The organism is Escherichia sp. WS1450 (assembly GCF_046487395.1).
GTDB lineage: Bacteria > Pseudomonadota > Gammaproteobacteria > Enterobacterales > Enterobacteriaceae > Escherichia > Escherichia coli.
In genome coordinates, this window is sequence record NZ_JBJQJO010000001.1 from 72,114 (window position 1) to 88,512 (window position 16,399).

At 50.0% G+C, this 16,399-nt stretch carries 16 protein-coding genes and 1 other RNA gene; 11 read left to right on the forward strand and 6 right to left on the reverse strand.

The window, feature by feature from the left end; genetic code table 11:
- Positions 1–47: 47 nt before the first annotated feature.
- From ACJHYR_RS00370 to ydiK, 3 genes are all read right to left on the reverse strand, one after another.
- Complete coding sequence (locus tag ACJHYR_RS00370; RefSeq protein WP_001308680.1) at positions 48–404, reverse strand: YdiL family protein; 357 nt, start codon at positions 402–404, stop codon at positions 48–50.
- Between the two features lie 135 nt (positions 405–539).
- Positions 540–647: antisense sRNA RprA (gene rprA / locus ACJHYR_RS00375), an RNA gene on the reverse strand.
- Positions 648–832: 185 nt separating this feature from the next.
- A complete protein-coding gene (gene ydiK, locus ACJHYR_RS00380) occupies positions 833–1,945 on the reverse strand; it encodes an AI-2E family transporter YdiK (RefSeq protein WP_000248637.1) in 1,113 nt (370 codons plus the stop codon).
- Positions 1,946–2,333: 388 nt separating this feature from the next.
- On the opposite strand from ydiK, the gene ACJHYR_RS00385 reads away from it, so the two are divergent.
- From ACJHYR_RS00385 to ldtE, 10 genes are all read left to right on the forward strand, one after another.
- A complete protein-coding gene (locus tag ACJHYR_RS00385) occupies positions 2,334–5,390 on the forward strand; it encodes an FAD-binding and (Fe-S)-binding domain-containing protein (RefSeq protein WP_000613027.1) in 3,057 nt (1,018 codons plus the stop codon).
- On the forward strand, positions 5,387–5,797 hold the full coding sequence (gene menI, locus ACJHYR_RS00390; RefSeq protein ID WP_000637986.1) for a 1,4-dihydroxy-2-naphthoyl-CoA hydrolase: 411 nt from the start codon (positions 5,387–5,389) through the stop codon (positions 5,795–5,797). Before ACJHYR_RS00385 ends, menI begins: the two co-directional genes overlap by 4 nt.
- Before the next feature lie 99 nt (positions 5,798–5,896).
- Positions 5,897–6,085: a YdiH family protein gene (locus tag ACJHYR_RS00395; RefSeq protein WP_001296104.1), complete on the forward strand. Its 189-nt coding sequence runs from the start codon at positions 5,897–5,899 to the stop codon at positions 6,083–6,085.
- Between the two features lie 548 nt (positions 6,086–6,633).
- On the forward strand, positions 6,634–7,002 hold the full coding sequence (gene sufA / locus ACJHYR_RS00400; protein ID WP_000367171.1) for a Fe-S cluster assembly scaffold SufA: 369 nt from the start codon (positions 6,634–6,636) through the stop codon (positions 7,000–7,002).
- Positions 7,003–7,010: 8 nt separating this feature from the next.
- Positions 7,011–8,498, forward strand: a complete 1,488-nt coding sequence (sufB, locus tag ACJHYR_RS00405) for a Fe-S cluster assembly protein SufB (RefSeq protein ID WP_001308677.1) — start codon at positions 7,011–7,013, stop codon at positions 8,496–8,498.
- 9 nt (positions 8,499–8,507) lie between these two features.
- Positions 8,508–9,254 (forward strand): Fe-S cluster assembly ATPase SufC, encoded by a 747-nt coding sequence (sufC, locus tag ACJHYR_RS00410; protein WP_000948865.1) that lies wholly within the window; start codon positions 8,508–8,510, stop codon positions 9,252–9,254.
- Positions 9,229–10,500 carry a Fe-S cluster assembly protein SufD gene (gene sufD / locus ACJHYR_RS00415; protein WP_000907973.1) on the forward strand — a complete coding sequence of 424 codons (1,272 nt, stop codon included), beginning with the start codon at positions 9,229–9,231 and terminating at the stop codon, positions 10,498–10,500. The genes sufC and sufD overlap by 26 nt, the downstream gene beginning before the upstream one ends.
- Positions 10,497–11,717, forward strand: a complete 1,221-nt coding sequence (gene sufS, locus ACJHYR_RS00420; RefSeq protein ID WP_000144598.1) for a cysteine desulfurase SufS — start codon at positions 10,497–10,499, stop codon at positions 11,715–11,717. The genes sufD and sufS overlap by 4 nt, the downstream gene beginning before the upstream one ends.
- A 12-nt stretch (positions 11,718–11,729) precedes the next feature.
- Positions 11,730–12,146, forward strand: a complete 417-nt coding sequence (gene sufE, locus ACJHYR_RS00425; protein ID WP_001196530.1) for a cysteine desulfuration protein SufE — start codon at positions 11,730–11,732, stop codon at positions 12,144–12,146.
- Positions 12,147–12,294: 148 nt separating this feature from the next.
- The gene (gene ldtE, locus ACJHYR_RS00430; RefSeq protein WP_000817114.1) at positions 12,295–13,299 is read left to right on the forward strand and encodes a L,D-transpeptidase LdtE; all 1,005 of its coding nucleotides are present in this window, start codon (positions 12,295–12,297) and stop codon (positions 13,297–13,299) included.
- 63 nt (positions 13,300–13,362) lie between these two features.
- Here the strand turns inward: ldtE and lpp are convergent, their stop codons facing one another.
- From lpp to ACJHYR_RS00445, 3 genes are all read right to left on the reverse strand, one after another.
- The gene (lpp, locus tag ACJHYR_RS00435) at positions 13,363–13,599 is read right to left on the reverse strand and encodes a murein lipoprotein Lpp (protein WP_000648420.1); all 237 of its coding nucleotides are present in this window, start codon (positions 13,597–13,599) and stop codon (positions 13,363–13,365) included.
- 310 nt (positions 13,600–13,909) lie between these two features.
- Positions 13,910–15,322 carry a pyruvate kinase PykF gene (gene pykF / locus ACJHYR_RS00440; protein WP_001295403.1) on the reverse strand — a complete coding sequence of 471 codons (1,413 nt, stop codon included), beginning with the start codon at positions 15,320–15,322 and terminating at the stop codon, positions 13,910–13,912.
- 7 nt (positions 15,323–15,329) lie between these two features.
- Complete coding sequence (locus tag ACJHYR_RS00445; protein WP_240806354.1) at positions 15,330–15,524, reverse strand: protein YnhH; 195 nt, start codon at positions 15,522–15,524, stop codon at positions 15,330–15,332.
- Between the two features lie 354 nt (positions 15,525–15,878).
- On the opposite strand from ACJHYR_RS00445, the gene fumD reads away from it, so the two are divergent.
- Positions 15,879–16,088 carry a fumarate hydratase FumD gene (gene fumD, locus ACJHYR_RS00450; protein WP_000528342.1) on the forward strand — a complete coding sequence of 70 codons (210 nt, stop codon included), beginning with the start codon at positions 15,879–15,881 and terminating at the stop codon, positions 16,086–16,088.
- Positions 16,089–16,399 lie beyond the last annotated feature (311 nt).

Consider the following 16,399-nt stretch of genomic DNA (forward strand, 5'->3'; position numbering starts at 1 on the left):
ATCCGTTCATTATTGTTGTAACAACGACAATTCCTTTCTTTGGAAAATTAACAAAGGCGCTCCAGATCGTGTGCATATAATTCAGCGGCTACCGATTGATAGATCTTCCAGTCAATAAAATTGCCATCAGGGTAGACTTGTTGAAACGCGGTTAAGTCGGGGAAAAAACGCATGGTGTTGTTGCCGATGCGGTTATTTATTTTCTCTATGATGGCATGAAGATGTTTTTTTCTTTGCTGACGCATAGCCAACAGTTGCTCGACTACACGATCAGGAATGGCGTATTTGCCATTTTCCCATTGACGCCAGCTTTCACTGTCACCGGTCTGGGCAATCCAGGTCGCGCATTCATCAATAGTCATGGCAAAAATATGGCGGAGTGCCTGGAGTTCATAAGCGTTCATCGTGTAATGGCTGCATGAAATAAACAATAAAATATAAATAACATTATCAGCCTGCTGACGGCTTGAAGAGAGTCACAGTATCTTGTGCAACATTATTGGAAAGCGTGAGGGGCGAGGTAGCGAAGCGGAAAAATGTTAAAAAAAAGCCCATCGTGGGAGATGGGCAAAGACTACACACAGCAATTCGTTGTTTCACTCAGGGGATTTCCATGCTTATAAATCAATATGTTGATTTATAACCGTGAGCTAATAGTAGGCATACGGACTTTTTGCGTCGATCAGATTCGTCTCATTAGTTTAAAAACTGTAAAGAATTTGCGACAGGTACTACCAGCTGAATGGCGGTAAGCAGGAAAATATGGGGAAGAGCAAGCAAATATCAATTAGCAGGGGTTAACAATCAGGCGGCAGAGCCGCCTGATGAGAAATTACTTATTCGATTTCTCGATTTCGCCAAGTTCTTCGAGAATTTCTTCCGGTTGGTCCGTCGGCGGTGGGACTTCTTCCACCCACGCGGCAAAAAGACGCCAGGAAACGGCTAACAGAACCGGACCAATAAACAGGCCGATCATCCCGAAAGCAATCAAACCACCAATAACGCCAGAGAGAATCAGGATCAGCGGTAAATCGGCACCCATGCGAATTAACATTGGGCGGATGACGTTATCCAGCGTGCCAACCACACCGCTCCAAACTAACAGTACCGTTCCCCAGGTGGTATCGCCAGTCCAGTAGAGCCAGATAATCGCCGGAATCAGTACCGGCAACGGTCCAAGCTGGACAAGGCAGGAGAGGATCATTAACACCGTGAGCAAAGTTGCATAAGGTACGCCGGATACGGCGAGCCCGATACCGCCAAGCACTGCCTGTACTAACGCTGTCACCACAACACCCAGCGCCACCGCGCGGATAGCTTGTGCCGCCAGCAGCACGGCGGCATCTCCACGAACGCCTGCCAGACGGGTTGCAAAATGGCGAATGCCTTGTGCCACCTGTTCACCGCGCCAGTACAGCAGGGCACTGAAGAGAAGCATCAGCGCACAATGCACCATAAAGCGCCCGATATGCGCCGCTTGCCCAACGAACCAGGTGGTGGTGGTGCCAATATAAGGGCGGACTTTCGCCATGATCGCCGTCCCCCCCATATCCAGCAAGTTGTGCCAGCCTGCATATAGCTTCGCGCCAATCACCGGAATGGTATTAAGCCACGCCAGATCGGGTAACGTCATGTCACCGCTGGAAATGGCTTTAATTAGCGGGCCGCTGCCGTCGACGATACTGTTAACCAGCAAGGCAATAGGGATGATAAACACCATCACTAATAACAGCGTCATCACCAGAACGGCGAGAGAGCGGCGACCAAACATGATCTTTTGCAAACGTAACAATACCGGCCAGGTGGCGATAACCACCGTACCAGCCCATGCAAAGCCGAGAATAAAGGGTTGTACAATCCACAGACATGCCACAATCATGATGGCTAAAAAGAGCACCGAAAGCAGAATTTGTGCGACATCCCTGGGCTGACGAACATTTACCATAACAACTTTTCACCTTTTTTGTGCGTCAAATCGTCGACGCGACGTGAACACGCGAAACTCACCTGCATAATGATGAGCAATTTCAGCGGTTTTTAACAGGCCGATTCTGCCCTTAATTCTGATGGGCGTGTTAGAAAAAAATGTGGTACAACAACTCAGGCAACACGCAAACGATTTACTCGTCGTATTTCAAGTTGCATGTGCTGCGGCTACGTTCGTTCACCCCAGTCACTTACTATTGTAAGCTCCTGGAGTTCACTCGCTTGCCGCCTTCCTGCAACTCGAAATCCATAGAGTAAATAAACATCACCTTTCAGTGCGCTATTGCAGCCGCCTGAAAGAATAGTGTATCGACCTACATCACAGACCGCAGGAAAGGGTCAATATAATGATTCCACAGATTTCCCAGGCACCCGGCGTCGTTCAACTGGTGCTTAATTTTTTGCAAGAGCTGGAGCAACAGGGGTTTACCGGCGATACGGCGACAAGTTATGCCGATCGTCTGACAATGTCGACCGACAATAGTATTTACCAACTTCTCCCCGATGCAGTGGTATTTCCGCGTTCAACCGCAGATGTGGCGCTGATCGCCCGTCTTGCCGCGCAGGAACGCTATTCATCGCTGATCTTTACCCCCCGCGGCGGCGGCACCGGCACTAACGGTCAGGCGCTCAACCAGGGGATTATTGTTGATATGTCCCGCCATATGAACCGCATCATCGAAATTAACCCTGAAGAGGGCTGGGTGCGCGTTGAGGCCGGGGTGATAAAAGACCAACTCAATCAGTACCTGAAACCGTTCGGCTACTTTTTTGCGCCGGAGCTTTCGACCAGCAACCGGGCAACGCTCGGCGGGATGATCAATACCGATGCATCCGGTCAGGGATCGCTGGTCTATGGCAAAACGTCAGATCACGTACTTGGCGTACGCGCGGTGTTGTTGGGGGGCGATATTCTCGATACGCAATCTTTACCCGTCGAACTGGCAGAAACGCTGGGTAAAACCAATACCGCAATCGGGCGAATTTATAACACGGTTTATCAACGTTGCCGTCAGCAACGCCAGTTAATCATCGACAACTTCCCCAAACTTAACCGCTTTCTTACCGGTTACGATCTGCGTCATGTCTTTAACGATGAGATGACCGAGTTCGACCTGACGCGCATTCTGACGGGTTCAGAAGGGACGCTGGCCTTTATTACCGAAGCGCGGCTGGATATTACGCCCTTGCCTAAAGTGCGCCGTCTGGTGAACGTCAAATATGACTCTTTTGACTCCGCGCTGCGTAACGCGCCGTTTATGGTTGAGGCGCGGGCGCTTTCGGTAGAGACGGTGGACTCAAAAGTGCTGAATCTGGCGCGGGAAGATATTGTCTGGCATTCCGTCAGCGAGTTGATTACCGATGTGCCTGACAAAGAAATGCTCGGGCTGAACATTGTGGAATTTGCTGGTGATGATGAGACGCTGATTGATGAGCGAGTAAATGCACTCTGTGCGCGGCTGGATGAACTTATCGCCAGTCAGCAAGCAGGTGTGATCGGCTGGCAGGTATGCAGTGAGCTGGCAGGTGTTGAGCGTATTTATGCGATGCGCAAAAAAGCTGTCGGCCTGCTCGGTAATGCCAAAGGAGCAGCCAAGCCAATTCCGTTTGCTGAGGATACCTGCGTACCGCCGGAACATCTGGCAGATTATATTGCTGAATTTCGCGCGCTGCTCGACAGCCACGGCTTAAGCTACGGTATGTTCGGTCACGTCGACGCAGGTGTCTTGCACGTCCGTCCGGCACTGGATATGTGCGATCCACAACAAGAGATTTTGATGAAGCAAATCTCTGATGACGTGGTGGCGCTGACTGCGAAATACGGTGGCTTGTTGTGGGGCGAGCACGGCAAAGGTTTTCGCGCTGAATACAGCCCGGCGTTTTTCGGTGAGGAACTTTTTGCAGAACTGCGCAAAGTGAAAGCGGCATTTGACCCGCATAACCGACTCAACCCTGGGAAGATTTGCCCGCCAGAAGGTCTCGATGCGCCGATGATGAAAGTGGACGCGGTGAAGCGCGGTACATTCGATCGGCAGATCCCCATTGCGGTACGCCAGCAGTGGCGCGGTGCGATGGAGTGTAACGGCAACGGTTTATGCTTCAACTTTGATGTCCGTAGTCCGATGTGTCCGTCGATGAAGATCACCCAGAACCGGATTCATTCACCGAAAGGGCGCGCAACGCTGGTGCGTGAATGGCTGCGCTTGTTGGCGGATCGCGGCGTTGACCCACTCAAACTGGAACAAGAACTGCCTGAATCCGGCGTCAGTTTGCGGACGTTAATTGCCCGCACGCGCAATAGCTGGCATGCGAATAAAGGCGAATATGACTTCTCCCACGAAGTCAAAGAGGCGATGTCGGGCTGTCTGGCCTGTAAAGCTTGTTCGACCCAGTGCCCCATCAAAATTGATGTGCCGGAGTTTCGCTCTCGTTTTCTGCAGCTCTATCACACCCGTTATTTACGCCCTCTGCGCGACCACCTTGTCGCTACGGTCGAGAGCTACGCACCGCTGATGGCACGCGCGCCGAAAACCTTTAACTTCTTCATTAACCAGCCGCTGGTGCGCAAACTCTCGGAAAAACATATTGGCATGGTTGATTTGCCGCTGCTGTCGGTCCCCTCGCTGCAACAACAAATGGTGGGGCATCGCTCGGCGAATATGACGCTGGAACAGCTTGAAGCTCTCAATGCAGAGCAGAAAGCGCGCACGGTGTTGGTGGTGCAGGACCCCTTTACCAGCTATTACGATGCGCAAGTGGTGGCGGATTTTGTCCGTCTGGTCGAAAAATTAGGTTTCCAGCCTGTGTTACTGCCATTTTCGCCAAATGGCAAAGCCCAGCATATCAAAGGCTTTCTTAATCGTTTTGCGAAGACGGCGAAAAAGACGGCGGATTTCCTCAACCGTATGGCGAAGCTGGGGATGCCAATGGTGGGCGTCGATCCGGCGCTGGTACTTTGTTATCGCGATGAATATAAACTGGCGCTGGGCGAGGAACGTGGCGAGTTTAACGTCTTACTGGCGAATGAATGGCTGGCAAGCGCACTTGACTCACAGCCAGTGGCTACAGTCAGCGGTGAATCATGGTATTTCTTTGGTCACTGTACCGAAGTTACCGCTTTGCCGGGCGCGCCAGCACAATGGGCCGCGATATTTGCCCGTTTTGGCGCGAAACTGGAAAATGTCAGCGTGGGTTGCTGCGGCATGGCAGGGACTTACGGACATGAAGCGAAAAACCATAAAAATTCGCTCGGGATCTATGAGTTATCCTGGCATCAGGCGATGCAGCGACTGCCGCGTAATCGCTGTCTGGCGACCGGATATTCCTGCCGTAGCCAGGTAAAACGGGTCGAAGGCACGGGGGTACGCCATCCTGTGCAGGCTTTACTGGAGATTATTAAATGATATGGAAACGAAAAATCACCCTGGAAGCACTGAATGCCATGGGTGAAGGAAACATGGTGGGGTTGCTGGATATTCGCTTTGAACATATTGGTGATGACACCCTTGAAGCGACAATGCCAGTAGACTCGCGGACAAAGCAGCCTTTCGGGTTGCTGCATGGAGGGGCATCCGTGGTACTGGCCGAAAGTATCGGTTCCGTTGCCGGTTATTTATGTACCGAAGGTGAGCAAAAGGTGGTTGGTCTGGAAATCAATGCTAACCACGTCCGCTCGGCACGAGAAGGGCGGGTGCGCGGCGTATGCAAACCGTTGCATCTCGGTTCGCGTCACCAGGTCTGGCAGATTGAAATCTTCGATGAGAAAGGGCGTTTGTGCTGTTCGTCACGATTAACGACCGCCATTTTGTGACGTTGTCACCAGAAAAGTGTGACGCATATTGCTTTTGGTCATTATCTGCACAGTAAACGGTGGTATACTGTGCAGGTCTTGTCTAAAAGCGAGGATGCTATGTCTACTCAACTTGATCCCACCCAGCTGGCCATTGAATTTTTACGCCGTGACCAGAGCAATCTTTCACCTGCCCAATATCTCAAACGTCTGAAACAACTAGAACTTGAATTTGCTGACCTGCTTACTCTCTCTTCTGCTGAATTAAAAGAAGAAATCTACTTTGCCTGGCGTCTGGGCGTGCATTGATCCTGACTTAATGCTGCAATTTCGCCAAATCGACCTGGATTAACCTCCGTCCAGGTTCGATAACCTTCTTAATACTGCTTATCTAACCGCCTGATATTGTTCAAAAATAATACTAATCGCAGTTTGTGTTAAAACGACGGCTTAGCTTTATGAGATTATTCTTATCGCCCCTTCAAGAGCTAAGCCACTGAGAGTGCCGGAGATAAGCGCCGGATGGGGTAGAAACCCTTAAGCCTGTGTCGCACAGACTTAAGGGTTTTCTTATTTCTGAACGCTGCACTTTTTTACCTATCTCTTAAATAGTCATTTTCAATACAACTTTTTCTTTTTCATCACAGCCTTAATGCTGCTTAGATAATAATCATTATCTAACAATGAGATACCTAATTCTTAGCGTGCCTGTTAACCCACACATCAGGGTCTATGCTTATTAAAAGCAAGAAAAAAGCATGTTTTACGGTAAAGCCCCTGCGTTTGCTGGGTTGAACTGATAATCATTATCACTAACATGCTGTTATACGCTGAAAGCGATGAAGTGAGGTAAATCGATGGACATGCATTCAGGAACCTTTAATCCACAGGATTTCGCCTGGCAGGGCTTAACGCTGACACCCGCAGCCGCTGTCCACATACGCGAGCTGGTGGCAAAGCAGCCGGGTATGGTCGGCGTGCGCTTAGGCGTGAAGCAAACGGGCTGCGCGGGCTTTGGCTATGTGCTCGACAGTGTTAGCGAGCCGGACAAAGACGATCTGCTGTTTGAACACGACGGTGCGAAGCTGTTTGTCCCGCTGCAAGCGATGCCGTTTATTGATGGCACGGAAGTCGATTTCGTTCGTGAAGGACTTAATCAGATATTCAAATTTCACAACCCTAAAGCCCAGAATGAATGTGGCTGTGGCGAAAGCTTTGGGGTATAGGCGGTACTATGTCTCGTAATACTGAAGCAACTGACGATGTCAAAACCTGGACCGGCGGCCCGCTGAATTATAAAGAAGGATTCTTCACCCAGTTAGCCACCGATGAGCTGGCAAAGGGGATAAACGAAGAGGTGGTGCGCGCAATTTCGGCGAAGCGTAATGAGCCGGAGTGGATGCTGGAGTTTCGTCTCAACGCCTATCGCGCATGGCTGGAGATGGAAGAACCGCACTGGTTGAAAGCGCACTACGACAAGCTGAATTATCAGGATTACAGCTACTACTCAGCACCATCGTGCGGTAATTGTGACGACAACTGCGCGTCTGAACCCGGCGCGGTGCAGCAAACTGGCGCGAACGCCTTTTTAAGTAAAGAGGTGGAGGCGGCGTTTGAGCAGTTGGGCGTTCCCGTGCGGGAAGGCAAAGAGGTGGCGGTGGACGCCATTTTCGACTCTGTTTCGGTTGCCACCACTTATCGCGAAAAACTGGCGGAGCAGGGAATTATTTTCTGTTCCTTTGGCGAGGCGATCCACGATCACCCGGAACTGGTGCGTAAATATCTCGGCACCGTGGTGCCGGGGAATGACAACTTCTTTGCCGCACTTAATGCGGCGGTAGCCTCTGACGGTACGTTTATTTATGTGCCTAAAGGCGTGCGCTGCCCGATGGAACTTTCCACCTATTTTCGCATTAACGCGGAAAAAACCGGGCAGTTTGAGCGCACCATTCTGGTGGCCGACGAAGACAGCTACGTCAGCTACATTGAAGGCTGTTCCGCTCCGGTGCGTGACAGCTATCAGTTACACGCGGCGGTGGTGGAAGTCATCATCCATAAAAACGCCGAGGTGAAATATTCCACGGTACAAAACTGGTTCCCTGGCGATAACAACACCGGCGGTATTCTCAACTTCGTCACCAAGCGTGCTTTGTGCGAAGGCGAAAACAGCAAAATGTCATGGACGCAATCAGAAACCGGGTCAGCGATTACGTGGAAATATCCCAGCTGTATTTTGCGCGGCGATAACTCCATTGGTGAGTTTTACTCAGTGGCGCTGACCAGCGGTCATCAGCAAGCGGATACCGGCACCAAGATGATCCACATCGGTAAAAACACTAAATCGACCATTATCTCGAAAGGGATCTCTGCCGGACATAGTCAGAACAGTTATCGCGGCTTAGTGAAAATCATGCCGACGGCAACCAATGCGCGCAATTTCACTCAGTGCGACTCAATGCTGATTGGCGCTAATTGTGGGGCGCATACCTTCCCGTATGTCGAATGTCGCAATAACAGCGCACAACTGGAGCACGAGGCAACAACATCACGTATTGGTGAAGATCAACTGTTTTACTGCCTGCAACGCGGGATCAGCGAAGAAGATGCCATCTCGATGATTGTTAACGGTTTCTGCAAAGACGTGTTCTCAGAACTGCCGCTGGAATTTGCCGTTGAAGCACAAAAACTCCTCGCCATCAGTCTTGAACACAGCGTCGGATAAGGAATAAACATGTTAAGTATTAAAGATTTACACGTCAGCGTGGAAGATAAAGCTATCCTGCGTGGATTAAGCCTCGACGTTCGTCCCGGCGAAGTTCACGCCATTATGGGGCCAAACGGTTCGGGCAAAAGTACCTTATCGGCAACGCTTGCCGGGCGAGAAGATTATGAAGTGACGGGCGGCGCGGTTGAGTTCAAAGGCAAAGATTTGCTTGCGCTGTCGCCGGAAGATCGTGCAGGTGAAGGCATCTTTATGGCCTTCCAGTATCCGGTGGAAATTCCCGGCGTCAGTAACCAGTTTTTCCTGCAAACGGCACTTAATGCGGTGCGCAGCTATCGCGGCCAGGAAACGCTCGACCGCTTTGATTTTCAGGATTTGATGGAAGAGAAAATCGCTCTCCTGAAGATGCCGGAAGATTTATTAACCCGTTCGGTAAACGTTGGTTTTTCCGGCGGCGAGAAAAAGCGCAACGATATTTTGCAAATGGCGGTGCTGGAACCGGAGTTATGTATTCTTGATGAGTCGGACTCCGGGCTGGATATTGACGCATTAAAAGTGGTTGCCGATGGCGTGAACTCGCTGCGTGACGGCAAGCGTTCATTCATCATTGTTACGCACTACCAACGCATTCTCGACTACATCAAGCCTGATTACGTCCATGTGCTGTATCAGGGACGAATTGTGAAATCCGGCGATTTCACGTTGGTCAAACAACTGGAGGAGCAGGGTTATGGCTGGCTTACCGAACAGCAGTAACGCGCTGCAACAGTGGCATCACTTGTTTGAAGCCGAGGGTGCAAAACGCTCCCCGCAAGCACAGCAGCATTTACAACAATTGCTGCGTACCGGACTGCCGACACGGAAACATGAAAACTGGAAATATACGCCGCTGGAAGGGCTGACCAATAGCCAGTTTGTCTGCATTGCGGGAGAGATATCCCCACAGCAGCGAGATGCCTTAGCGTTAACGTTAGACGCTGTGCGGCTGGTATTTGTCGATGGACGTTACGTGTCAGCACTGAGCGATGCAACTGAAGGCAGCGGATATGAAGTGAGCATTAACGATGACCGCCAGGGGTTACCCGACGCTATTCAGGCGGAAGTGTTTCTGCATTTGACGGAAAGCCTGGCGCATAGCGTGACGCATATCGCCGTGAAGCGCGGTCAACGGCCGGTAAAGCCATTGCTGTTAATGCATATCACCCAGGGCGTGGCAGGTGAAGAGGTCAACACTGCCCATTACCGACATCATCTGGATCTGGCGGAAGGTGCCGAAGCAACGGTGATCGAACATTTTGTCAGCCTTAATGATGCTCGTCACTTCACCGGCGCACGGTTCACTATCAACGTCGCAGCGAACGCCCACTTGCAGCATATCAAGCTGGCGTTTGAAAACCCGGTCAGTCACCACTTTGCCCATAACGATTTGTTGCTGGCTGACGATGCCACCGCATTTAGCCACAGTTTCCTGCTGGGTGGCGCAGTGTTACGACACAACACCAGTACGCAACTCAATGGCGAAAACAGCACGCTGCGGATCAATAGCCTGGCGATGCCGGTGAAAAACGAGGTGTGTGATACCCGTACCTGGCTGGAACACAATAAAGGTTTTTGTAACAGTCGACAGTTGCATAAAACTATCGTCAGCGACAAAGGCCGCGCGGTATTTAACGGTTTGATCAACGTCGCGCAGCACGCCATCAAAACGGATGGTCAGATGACCAACAATAATCTGCTGATGGGCAAACTGGCGGAAGTGGATACGAAACCGCAGCTGGAAATCTATGCAGATGATGTGAAATGCAGCCACGGCGCGACGGTGGGGCGTATTGATGACGAACAGATGTTTTATCTGCGCTCGCGCGGGATCAATCAGCAGGATGCCCAGCAGATGATCATCTACGCCTTTGCTGCTGAACTGACGGAAGCACTGCGTGATGAGGGGCTTAAACAGCAGGTGCTGGCCCGAATCGGTCAACGACTGCCAGGAGGTGCAAGATGACTTTTTCCGTCGACAAAGTGCGGGCCGACTTTCCGGTGCTTTCTCGTGAGGTAAACGGTTTGCCGCTGGCTTATCTCGACAGTGCCGCCAGTGCGCAGAAACCAAGCCAGGTGATTGACGCCGAGGCTGAGTTTTATCGTCACGGCTACGCGGCGGTGCATCGCGGTATTCATACCTTAAGCGCCCAGGCGACCGAGAAAATGGAGAACGTGCGCAAGCGGGCATCGCTGTTTATTAATGCCCGTTCGGCGGAAGAGCTGGTGTTCGTCCGCGGCACGACGGAAGGGATCAATCTGGTCACCAATAGCTGGGGCAACAGCAATGTGCGGGCGGGCGATAACATCATCATCAGTCAGATGGAGCACCACGCTAACATTGTCCCCTGGCAGATGCTTTGTGCACGCGTTGGCGCAGAGCTGCGTGTGATCCCGCTCAACCCCGACGGTACGCTGCAACTGGAGACGCTGCCTACGCTGTTTGATGAGAAAACTCGTCTGCTGGCAATTACCCATGTCTCCAACGTGCTTGGGACAGAAAATCCGCTGGTGGAGATGATCACGCTTGCGCACCAGCATGGCGCAAAAGTACTGGTGGATGGCGCTCAGGCGGTGATGCATCATCCGGTGGACGTTCAGGCGCTGGATTGCGATTTTTACGTGTTCTCCGGGCATAAACTGTATGGCCCTACTGGGATTGGCATTCTTTATGTCAAAGAAGCCTTGCTACAGGAGATGCCGCCGTGGGAAGGGGGCGGTTCTATGATCGCCACCGTCAGCCTGAGTGAAGGCACTACCTGGACCAAAGCACCGTGGCGGTTTGAAGCCGGTACACCCAATACCGGGGGCATCATTGGTCTTGGCGCGGCGCTGGAGTATGTTTCGGCGCTGGGGCTTAATAACATAGCCGAGTATGAACAGAATCTGATGCACTACGCGCTATCACAGCTGGAATCTGTACCGGATCTCACTCTCTATGGCCCGCAGAACAGGCTTGGCGTTATTGCTTTTAATCTCGGTAAACACCACGCCTATGATGTTGGCAGTTTTCTCGATAACTACGGCATTGCTGTGCGTACCGGACATCACTGCGCAATGCCATTGATGGCCTATTACAACGTTCCTGCTATGTGTCGGGCGTCGCTGGCCATGTATAACACCCATGAAGAAGTGGATCGTCTGGTGACCGGCCTGCAACGTATTCACCGTTTGCTGGGATAACAGGGAGGCACTATGGCTTTATTGCCGGATAAAGAAAAATTGCTGCGTAATTTTTTACGCTGCGCCAACTGGGAAGAGAAATATCTCTACATTATTGAGCTGGGCCAGCGTCTGCCAGAATTACGCGACGAAGACCGAAGCCCACAAAATAGCATTCAGGGCTGCCAGAGTCAGGTGTGGATTGTCATGCGCCAGAATGCGCAGGGAATTATTGAATTGCAGGGTGACAGCGATGCGGCGATTGTGAAAGGGCTTATTGCGGTCGTCTTTATTCTCTACGATCAGATGACGCCGCAGGATATTGTCAATTTCGATGTGCGTCCGTGGTTTGAAAAAATGGCGCTGACCCAACATCTCACCCCATCTCGTTCACAAGGTCTGGAAGCGATGATTCGCGCAATTCGCGCCAAAGCCGCTGCACTTAGCTAAACTAAAGGGACAGCTTTCATCCGGTTGGCTCACATTGCCGGATGGTCAATGTTTACACTGACCTGCACAGGAGTGTTTTGGTTTCAGCTGAACATAAGTACCATCCGACGTTTCAGCGTGAGTCTCCGGCAAATACAGGAGGTTTACAATGAAACGCGCGTCTTTGCTTACACTCACGCTTATCGGCGCTTTTAGCGCCATCCAGGCTGCCTGGGCGGTTGATTATCCGCTACCTCCAACCGGAAGCCGACTGGTTGGGCAAAATCAAACGTATACGGTGCAAGAAGGGGATAAAAACCTTCAGGCTATTGCCCGTCGTTTTGATACTGCGGCAATGTTGATCCTTGAAGCCAATAACACTATCGCCCCGGTGCCAAAACCTGGTACGACGATAACTATTCCTTCGCAACTGTTATTACCTGATGCGCCGCGTCAGGGGATTATCGTTAACCTGGCAGAGCTGCGCCTTTATTATTATCCGCCGGGAGAAAATATCGTGCAGGTCTATCCGATAGGTATTGGTTTGCAGGGGCTGGAAACGCCAGTGATGGAAACGCGTGTGGGGCAGAAAATCCCTAACCCAACCTGGACGCCTACGGCGGGCATTCGTCAGCGTTCGCTGGAGCGTGGCATTAAATTACCGCCAGTCGTTCCTGCCGGGCCAAATAACCCACTAGGACGTTACGCACTGCGCCTCGCGCATGGTAATGGCGAATACCTCATTCATGGCACCAGTGCGCCGGACAGCGTCGGTTTGCGCGTCAGTTCGGGCTGTATTCGCATGAATGCGCCGGATATTAAAGCCTTATTCTCCAGCGTGCGGACGGGAACGCCGGTGAAAGTGATCAACGAACCGGTGAAATATTCCGTGGAACCGAACGGGACGCGTTATGTTGAAGTACATCGACCACTATCGGCAGAAGAACAGCAGAACGTTCAGACAATGCCATACACACTGCCAGCAGGCTTTACGCAATTTAAAGACAATAAGGGTGTAGATCAGAAATTAGTCGATAAAGCGTTGTATCGTCGGGCAGGGTATCCGGTTGCGGTGAGCAGTGGAGCAACTCCCGCAGCCAGCAATGCGCCTTCAGTAGAGTCAGCGCAGAATGGTGAACCAGAGCAAGGGAATATGTTACGCGCGACGCAGTAGCGGTAAATGGCAGGCAAAAAAAATGGCGCACAATGTGCGCCATTTTTCACTTCACAGGTACTATTACTTGCGGTATTTAGTAGCCATGTTGTCCAGACGCTGGTTAGCACGAGCTGCGTCATCTTTAGCAGCCTGAACGTCGGAACGCATTGCGTTCACGTCGTTGCTCAGCTGGTCAACTTTAGCGTTCAGAGTCTGAACGTCAGAAGACAGCTGATCGATTTTAGCGTTGCTGGAGCAACCTGCCAGCAGAGTAGAACCCAGGATTACCGCGCCCAGTACCAGTTTAGTAGCTTTCATTATTAATACCCTCTAGATTGAGTTAATCTCCATGTAGCGTTACAAGTATTACACAAAGTTTTTTATGTTGAGAATATTTTTTTGATGGGAAGGCACTTATTTTTGATCGTTCGCTCAAAGAAGCATCGAACGCTGGGTTTTAGATAAAAAAATTGAGAGAAAACAGGATGCTTCCATCGGATTCATCTTAGATAAAGTGAGATTATATAGTGAAATCCGATTTGATTTTTTATTGCTTCTGGTTATCGATTAAATAAAAAAAGCGCCCATAAGGGCGCTTCGATATACAAATTAATTCACAAAAGCAATATTACAGGACGTGAACAGATGCGGTGTTAGTAGTGCCGCTCGGTACCAGTGCACCAGAAACCATAACTACGACGTCACCTTTGTGTGCCAGACCGCTCTGCAGAGCCAGTTCTTTACCCAGACGGTAGAAATCATCAGTAGAAGTGATCTCTTTAACCAGCTGCGGCACAACGCCTTTGCTCAGTACCAACTGATGAGCCGTTTTTTCGTTGGTGGTCAGTGCCAGGATGGTGGCATCCGGGAAGTATTTACGTACTGCGCGAGCAGATTTACCGCCCTGGGTAGCAACCACGATCAGCGGAGCATCCAGTTTTTCAGCAGTTTCAACGGCACCACGGCATACCGCTTCGGTAATGCGCAGTTTACGGTTGTCATTGTTGAACTCGAGACGGCTGTTCATCACGCGGTCGGTACGTTCGCAGATGGTCGCCATGATAGAAACCGCTTCCAGCGGGTATTTACCTTTTGCGGATTCACCAGACAGCATCACTGCGTCAGTACCGTCGAGGATGGCGTTTGCAACGTCACCGGCTTCTGCGCGAGTCGGGCGTGGGTTTTTGATCATGGAATCCAGCATCTGGGTCGCAGTGATAACGACTTTACGTGCACGGATACATTTTTCGATCATCATCTTCTGGGCGAAGATAACTTCTTCTACCGGGATTTCTACACCCAGGTCGCCACGCGCAACCATGATGCCGTCAGAGGCTTCGAGGATTTCGTCGAAGTTGTTGAGGCCTTCCTGGTTTTCGATTTTCGAGATGATGTGGATGTTTTCGCCGCCGTGCGCTTTCAGGTGCTCACGGATTTCGATAACGTCAGAACGCTTACGAATAAAGGAAGCAGCGACAAAGTCTACGCCTTGTTCGCAACCAAAGATCAGGTCCTGTTTGTCTTTTTCAGCCAGTGCTGGCAGGGCAATGGAAACGCCAGGCAGGTTCACACCTTTGTTTTCACCCAGGTCGCCGTTGTTCAGCACTTTACAGATAACTTTGTTACCTTCAATGGCAGTAACTTCCATACCGATCAGACCATCGTCAACCAGTACGGTGTTGCCAACAGACAGGTCAGTTGTGAAACCTTCATACGTTACCGCAACCATTTCGCTGTTGCCGATAACAGATTTATCAGTAGTGAAAGTAAAGGTCTGACCCGCTTTCAGAGAAACGTCGTTACCGCCTTCCAGTTTCATGGTGCGGATTTCCGGACCTTTGGTATCAAGCAGGATAGCGGCGGTTTTTCCAGTTTTGCTCATCACGTTGCGCAGATTCTGAATGCGCTGACCGTGTTCTGCATAGTCACCATGAGAGAAGTTCAGACGCATAACGTTCATGCCAGCGTCCAGCATTTTAGCTAACATCTCTTCAGATTCGGTTTTCGGTCCGATGGTGCAAACAATTTTGGTCTTTTTCATGACAGTCTTAGTCTTTAAGTTGAGAAGGATGGGAGAAACTTGCTTTCTGGGCGCACTGCCGGAAAGCGAATCCGGTATTACGAAAGTGGTGGTGCCTCGCTCTAAGGATAGGTGACATCGAAAAAGCGTGCAGAGGAATGTGTGCTTGTGTCTCAGCCCAACGTGAGTGCCTGTTTTTGAGTCGTTGAGTTCTACAGTCCAAAGTGCTGAAACCATTCAAGAGTCAATTGGCGCGCATTATACGCTGAAATTAATCCAAAAGGAAAACAAAAACAGCGTTTCAAAAAATATACAACTTGTTAGACAATAAATTGTTATCAAAGATTTAACGTTCCAGGGAAAAGGTTACGCAAAAACTTCGCTGTTTGCGCAACGTCTGGTGCCGGGGTTGTCACTGTGAAGATAAGTGAAAGTTCATCCGGTGTATAAATACATCATCGCTCAATTGCTACAGTTAAAATAATTTATCGCGTTATTTGTCTGATTTTGTTTGATTTTTGTCTAATTGGTTAGATTGATATATGCTGATAGTTGGCATGATAAATAGGTATAAAGAATGGGAAATCGGACAAAAGAGGATGAACTGTACCGAGAAATGTGCAGAGTTGTCGGTAAAGTTGTGTTGGAAATGCGCGATCTGGGGCAGGAACCAAAGCATATTGTTATCGCAGGCGTGTTACGTACAGCATTAGCCAATAAACGCATTCAGCGCAGTGAGCTGGAAAAGCAGGCGATGGAAACCGTCATTAACGCACTGGTAAAATGACCATTCAGGATGAGGCGGTAAGCTTCATCCTGATATTGTTAGTTTAGTTGTGGTCCAGTTAATCATTCTAAATAACAACTGCTGAAATTATACGAATTTCGGTATGTATTTTAATTTATAACGATAATGTTATTTTTATTTTCTGCAATGAACGTCACAAATAATTGTCGTTTAAGTTAAATTTATTTCAAATGATAATAAATATCAGTTCACTTATAATTTCTTGCTTTGTGATTTTAATTGATAACGATCAATGTTAAGAGCACAGAATAATCACATTATTTTTTTCTCCTAACCATAAAGGATTAGTT

Bases quoted from the DNA above. Each gene is read 5' to 3' on its own strand.
- sufS (WP_000144598.1), top strand. From the start codon at position 10,497: ATGACTTTTTCCGTCGACAAAGTGCGGGCCGACTTTCCGGTGCTTTCT.
- sufD (WP_000907973.1), top strand. From the start codon at position 9,229: ATGGCTGGCTTACCGAACAGCAGTAACGCGCTGCAACAGTGGCATCAC.
- sufC (WP_000948865.1), top strand. From the start codon at position 8,508: ATGTTAAGTATTAAAGATTTACACGTCAGCGTGGAAGATAAAGCTATC.
- sufA (WP_000367171.1), top strand. From the start codon at position 6,634: ATGGACATGCATTCAGGAACCTTTAATCCACAGGATTTCGCCTGGCAG.
- ydiK (WP_000248637.1), bottom strand. From the start codon at position 1,945: ATGGTAAATGTTCGTCAGCCCAGGGATGTCGCACAAATTCTGCTTTCG.
- ACJHYR_RS00370 (WP_001308680.1), bottom strand. From the start codon at position 404: ATGAACGCTTATGAACTCCAGGCACTCCGCCATATTTTTGCCATGACT.
- sufB (WP_001308677.1), top strand. From the start codon at position 7,011: ATGTCTCGTAATACTGAAGCAACTGACGATGTCAAAACCTGGACCGGC.
- ldtE (WP_000817114.1), top strand. From the start codon at position 12,295: ATGAAACGCGCGTCTTTGCTTACACTCACGCTTATCGGCGCTTTTAGC.
- pykF (WP_001295403.1), bottom strand. From the start codon at position 15,322: ATGAAAAAGACCAAAATTGTTTGCACCATCGGACCGAAAACCGAATCT.
- lpp (WP_000648420.1), bottom strand. From the start codon at position 13,599: ATGAAAGCTACTAAACTGGTACTGGGCGCGGTAATCCTGGGTTCTACT.
- ACJHYR_RS00395 (WP_001296104.1), top strand. From the start codon at position 5,897: ATGTCTACTCAACTTGATCCCACCCAGCTGGCCATTGAATTTTTACGC.
- ACJHYR_RS00385 (WP_000613027.1), top strand. From the start codon at position 2,334: ATGATTCCACAGATTTCCCAGGCACCCGGCGTCGTTCAACTGGTGCTT.
- menI (WP_000637986.1), top strand. From the start codon at position 5,387: ATGATATGGAAACGAAAAATCACCCTGGAAGCACTGAATGCCATGGGT.
- sufE (WP_001196530.1), top strand. From the start codon at position 11,730: ATGGCTTTATTGCCGGATAAAGAAAAATTGCTGCGTAATTTTTTACGC.
- fumD (WP_000528342.1), top strand. From the start codon at position 15,879: ATGGGAAATCGGACAAAAGAGGATGAACTGTACCGAGAAATGTGCAGA.